The organism is Microbacterium sp. (assembly GCF_031179285.1).
Lineage (GTDB): Bacteria > Actinomycetota > Actinomycetes > Actinomycetales > Microbacteriaceae > Microbacterium.
The window spans coordinates 1-4,503 of record NZ_JAPSHY010000062.1; the positions used below are offsets into that span (position 1 = coordinate 1).

General features: G+C 69.8%; 5 protein-coding genes and 1 pseudogene. 3 read left to right on the forward strand and 3 right to left on the reverse strand.

Annotated features, from left to right (window positions below):
• A partial coding sequence (locus RIN18_RS17240) for an alpha/beta fold hydrolase (protein WP_309105211.1) occupies nucleotides 1-550 on the reverse strand: 550 nt, incomplete at its 3' end.
• Nucleotides 551-985: 435 nt separating this feature from the next.
• Between RIN18_RS17240 and RIN18_RS17695 the strand changes: the two are divergent.
• Nucleotides 986-1,057, forward strand: a pseudogene (locus RIN18_RS17695) (helix-turn-helix domain-containing protein); the annotation flags it as partial.
• A gap of 68 nt (nucleotides 1,058-1,125) precedes the next feature.
• The gene (locus tag RIN18_RS17245; RefSeq protein WP_309105212.1) at nucleotides 1,126-1,677 is read left to right on the forward strand and encodes an IclR family transcriptional regulator C-terminal domain-containing protein; all 552 of its coding nucleotides are present in this window, start codon (nucleotides 1,126-1,128) and stop codon (nucleotides 1,675-1,677) included.
• 14 nt (nucleotides 1,678-1,691) lie between these two features.
• Here the strand turns inward: RIN18_RS17245 and pepE are convergent, their stop codons facing one another.
• Both pepE and RIN18_RS17255 read right to left on the reverse strand, forming a co-directional pair.
• Nucleotides 1,692-2,411, reverse strand: coding sequence for a dipeptidase PepE (gene pepE, locus RIN18_RS17250; RefSeq protein ID WP_309069514.1), 720 nt, complete (start codon nucleotides 2,409-2,411; stop codon nucleotides 1,692-1,694).
• On the reverse strand, nucleotides 2,408-3,202 hold the full coding sequence (locus RIN18_RS17255; protein ID WP_309069513.1) for an IclR family transcriptional regulator: 795 nt from the start codon (nucleotides 3,200-3,202) through the stop codon (nucleotides 2,408-2,410). The genes pepE and RIN18_RS17255 overlap by 4 nt, the downstream gene beginning before the upstream one ends.
• Before the next feature lie 144 nt (nucleotides 3,203-3,346).
• Here RIN18_RS17255 and RIN18_RS17260 point away from each other — a divergent pair, with 144 nt between their 5' ends.
• Nucleotides 3,347-4,354 carry an ABC transporter permease gene (locus RIN18_RS17260; protein ID WP_309069853.1) on the forward strand — a complete coding sequence of 336 codons (1,008 nt, stop codon included), beginning with the start codon at nucleotides 3,347-3,349 and terminating at the stop codon, nucleotides 4,352-4,354.
• Nucleotides 4,355-4,503: the final 149 nt, after the last annotated feature.

The window sequence follows — 4,503 nt, forward strand, 5'->3', positions numbered from 1 at the left end:
TCGGTGCGCCGGAGGAGTAGATCGACTCGTGCATGACGGCGTACAACGGATTCCGCCCGAAAGACAGCACGCCTTCCGCCTCGACGAGGAACGCGTCGCTGAGCCGGTGACCCCGCGGCGTCCGCACGAATGAGGCTTCGAGCTGGTACGCAATCGCGGCGAAGCCGCTCTGTGAGCCCAGCTGGATGCCGAGGGTGCGGAAGCGCTCGGGTGTCAGGCGTTCGCCGGTGGGCAACCGCTCGTCGTGCTCGGCGAGGTGCTGCACGATATCGTGACAGATTTGCTGCACGTCCGGGCGGGTGTCGAACAGTTCGTCGCAACGCCGAGCGGTCTGCGCGAAGGTGCGACGGTATACCTCGTCGGGCTCGCCGTTGAGTGTCGGCAGGCCGGCGGTGATCAGCACGCGCTCGAGGGAGTTCGGATGGCGGGAGAGGTAGCTCGTAGCGATGAAACCGCCGAAGCTCTGCCCCAGAATGCTCCAGGTTGGGGCACCTAGCGCGGCGCGAAGCGCCTCGGCATCGGCGACGATGGCGTCGGTACGGAAGTGCACGAGCCGATCGGCCAGCTGCTTCGGGTTCAGGCCCCGGATCGTGGCGCACGATAACGGAGGTGTTGGCCGAGATGCCCAGCGTCGTGACGAGGTGGAGACCGATGACGGCCCCTCCCACGCTCAGCAGGATGGTGAAGATCAGGGTGGCGGGTTCGAGCGCGCGTGGGTGACGCGAAGACGTGTTCTCGGTGACGAACGCACCGGTGGTGGTGTGGGAGCTCATTCGGGTGGTCTTAACGTGTCGGCGGTGACGAAGCAAGTGTGAGAGCGCCGGATGCCCGGTGCCAAATGAATCCCGTTATCTGGGATTCTGTCCCGGTATCGGATCGGCGCGCTTAGGGTGACGCTGTGGCCACCACATCGCTGCAGACCGTCGAGCGGGCGCTCGCGATCCTGCTCTCGTACTCCGAGACCCGCTCGTAGTGGGGCGTCACCGAGTTGGCGGCGGAGTTCGGTCTGAGCCGCTCGGCCGCGCAGCGGCTTCTCGCGGCCCTGGCCGAGCAGGGTTTCCTGCGTGTGGTGCCGTACAGCCGTCGCTACCGGCTGGGTCCGGCGCTGTGGCGGATGGCGATGCTGTGGGAGCGCACGGGCGGCCTTGCCGCGCTCGCCGGTCCCGTGCTGGAGGAGCTCGCCACCGTCAGCCGTCGCACCGCCGTGTTCGCGATCCCGGACGGGGCTTACGTGCGCGTCGTCGCCGCGGTCGACGGCGTCAGCGGGCCGCCGCGCTCGCATCTGTTCCGCGGTGCCCTGTACCCGGCGCACGCCGGCGCGCATCCCGTGCCTATTTCGCGTTCCTCGAGCGGACCGAACGTCGCGCGCTGCTCGACGACAGGCCCTTCGGTCGCTTCTCGGAGCAGACCCCGGCCGACCTCACGGCGCTCGAGGCCGAGTTCGACAACACCGCGCGGCTGGGTGACGCGCTCTCCGAAGGCGAGTACGACGCGCGCACGCGCGCGCTCGGCATGCCGGTGCGGATGGGCGCCCGCCCGGTGGCATCCGTCGCGATCATCGAGGATGCGGCCTCGCAGCCCGAGGACGACCTGCTCGACCATCTTTCCGCGCTCGAGGGTGCAGCCGCACAGCTCAGCGGGGCGCAGGTCACCCGCGCGCGGCGGGCGGCGCCGTGATCGCAGGCGAAGGATCAGCGCGCCGCGGTGAGGAGTGCGGTGACCTCTCCTGAGATCTCGTGAGGCTCCTGACCGGGGGCGAACAGCAGCGCGGGACCGCGATCGGCGGCGACGGCCTCGCCGCCGATGGTGAAGCGGCCGTCGGCGACGCGGATCCAGGTGCCCTCGCGCAGCGCGACCACGGGCGTCTCGTTCTCCTCGAGGTACTCGGTCAGTCGCAGAGCGCGGGTCTCGCCGGCATGGGTCGACGACGGGTCGGCGTCGAGGTAGTGGCAGTTGATCTGGAACGGCACGAGTCCCAGCGCCTCGAAGCGCCCCGGGAACACTATCGGCATGTCGTTGGTGGTGCGGATGCTCGGCGCAGCGAGGTTGGTGCCCGCGCTCGCGCTCAGGTACGGGCGCCCCGCCTCGGAGTGCGCGCGCAGCGCGTCGTCCAGTCCGAGCGAGATCACCCGGTCGAGCAGGCGGAACGTGTTGCCGCCGCCGACGAACACGGCCGCCGCATCCGCCACGGTCGCGGCGGGGGAGGAGGATTCGTGGGCGCCGCGCACCGCGATGCCGTGCGGGGCGAACGCCTCGCGCACCTTCGCCGTGTAGGCGTCGTGGTCGGCCAGCGCGTAGGGCACGAACACCAGTTCGTCGATGCCGTCGAGCGCGGGCAGTACGGCATCCCAGGCGTGCTCGAGGTAGCCCTGGCCGACATTGGTGGAGTTCGAGAGGAGCAGGAGGTTCATCGGTGCTGCTTTCGCTGTGGTGCGTGGGAGGAGAGGAGGTTGCCGATCTGCTGGGCGGTCCTCAGCACGGCGTCGAGGTGGTCGTTGATGTCGCCGAGCCGCTCGCGCTTGTGCTCGCCGATGCTGACGGAGCCGACCGGCCGGCCGGCGACGAAGACGGGCGCGGCGAGGGCGCGGGTGTTCTGGTCGTACTCGCCGGCGGAATAGGCCCAGCCGACGTCGGCCACCTTCTGCATCTCCGCCTCCACCTCGGCGGCGTCGAGGGCGGTGAGGTCGCTGAACTTAGCGAGCGGCCGGTGGTACATGAGCTGCTGGCGCTGGCCGGCCGAGAGGAAGGCGAAGTAGGCGCGCGAGGTCGCGCCGGCGTGCGCGGGGTAGAGCTCGCCGACGAGGGGATGGTCGCGCATCGGGGTGGTGCCGCCGTCGACCGCGGCCACGCAGCGCACGTAGGCGCCGTCGGCCAGCGCGAACACGGCGGTGCGCGACGACGCGTCGGCGAGATCGGCGAGAAGGGGCTCGACCAGCACGGCCATGCCGCCCCGCCGCTCCCAGGTCGAGGCGATCCGCCACAGCGCGGGGCCGAGACGGTACCGGCGCGTCGTCTGGTCGGCGTGCAGGAAGCCGCGCGACGCGAGCGTGCTAAGCAGGCGCTGCGCGGCCGACTTGTCGAGGTCGAACTCCTTCGCCAGATCGGTCACACCCCAGTCGGTGCGCCGTTCGGTGAACGACAGCAGGATACTGAGCGCCCGGTCGACGGTCTGCAACGGCGCTCTTCCGCTCGCTTCGGCCATGTGGGTCCCCCTCTTGCGGTCAGCCTACGATCACGCCGCCCACCCGTGCACCATCGTCTCATATAGTGAGAACGAGTTGCATGATGCTGGTTCCGCCTCGGATAGTTGTCGCACCCGCCGAAGCCGACCGAGGCAAGGAGAGCAGTGCGCACCATACTTCGCCGAGTGCTGGCGATGATCCCCACCCTGCTGGGCGTCGTCGTCTGCATCTTCGTGATCACCCGCGTGCTCCCGGGCGATCCCGCCCGCACGCTCGCCGGCGAGAACGCCGCCGACTCCGTCGTCGCCAAGCTGCGCGAGCAGATGGGGCTCGACCAGCCGATCCTGGTGCAGTTCTGGGATTACCTCACCGGTCTGTTCCGCGGCGATCTCGGCTACGCCTGGCACACCGGACGCCCGGTCGCCGAGGACTTCGCCACGCGCTTCCCCGCCACCGTCGAGCTCGGCCTCGCCGCGCTGCTCATCGGCATCCTGGTCGGCGTGCCGCTCGGCATCCTCGGCGCCACCCAGCGCGGGCGCTTCGCCGACCACGCCACGCGCGTGATCTCGCTGCTGGGGGCCTCGATGCCCCTGTTCTGGCTCGGACTCATCGTGATCTCGGTGTTCTACGGCAGCCTGGGCTGGGCGCCCGCACCGGTCGGCCGCATCGACGACTCGCTGAACCCGCCCACGCGCGTCACCGGGATGTACCTGATCGACAGCATCCTCACCGGCGACACCGCGGCCCTGCAGAGCTCACTGGCGCACCTCATCTGGCCAGCCATGGTGCTCTCGGTCGGTGCCGTCGCGATCATCTCGCGGATGACCCGCTCGTCGATGCTCGAGGTGCTTGGCCAGGACTACATCCGCACCGCCGCCGCGAAGGGCATGGGGCCGGCGCGCATCATCGGCGGTCACGCGCTGAAGAACGCGGCGCCCTCGATCGTGACGATCGTCGGCCTCGAGCTCGGACAGCTGCTCGGCGGCGCCGTGATCACCGAGACGATCTTCAGCTGGCCGGGCATCGGCGGCTACGTCGTCGAGTCCATCAACGCCACCGACTACGCGCCCGTGCAGGCCATGACACTGCTCGCCGCGATCATCTACCTGGTGGTGAACCTGCTCGTCGACCTGTCGCAGGGGATCTTCGACCCGAAGGTGCGCAATGTCTGAGACCACCACGCTCTCCGTCGCGCAGCAGAAGGCGCAGCCCGCCCGGCGCGGCCGGACCACCGCCTTGACGCTGCTGCTTCGCAACCCGTCGGCCATGGTCGGCGCCGGCATCATCCTGTTCTGGACCCTCGGCGGGCTCATCACCGCGG

Coding starts and splice junctions, on each gene's coding strand:
- pepE (WP_309069514.1), bottom strand. CDS start 2,411: ATGAACCTCCTGCTCCTCTCGAACTCCACCAATGTCGGCCAGGGCTAC.
- RIN18_RS17255 (WP_309069513.1), bottom strand. CDS start 3,202: ATGGCCGAAGCGAGCGGAAGAGCGCCGTTGCAGACCGTCGACCGGGCG.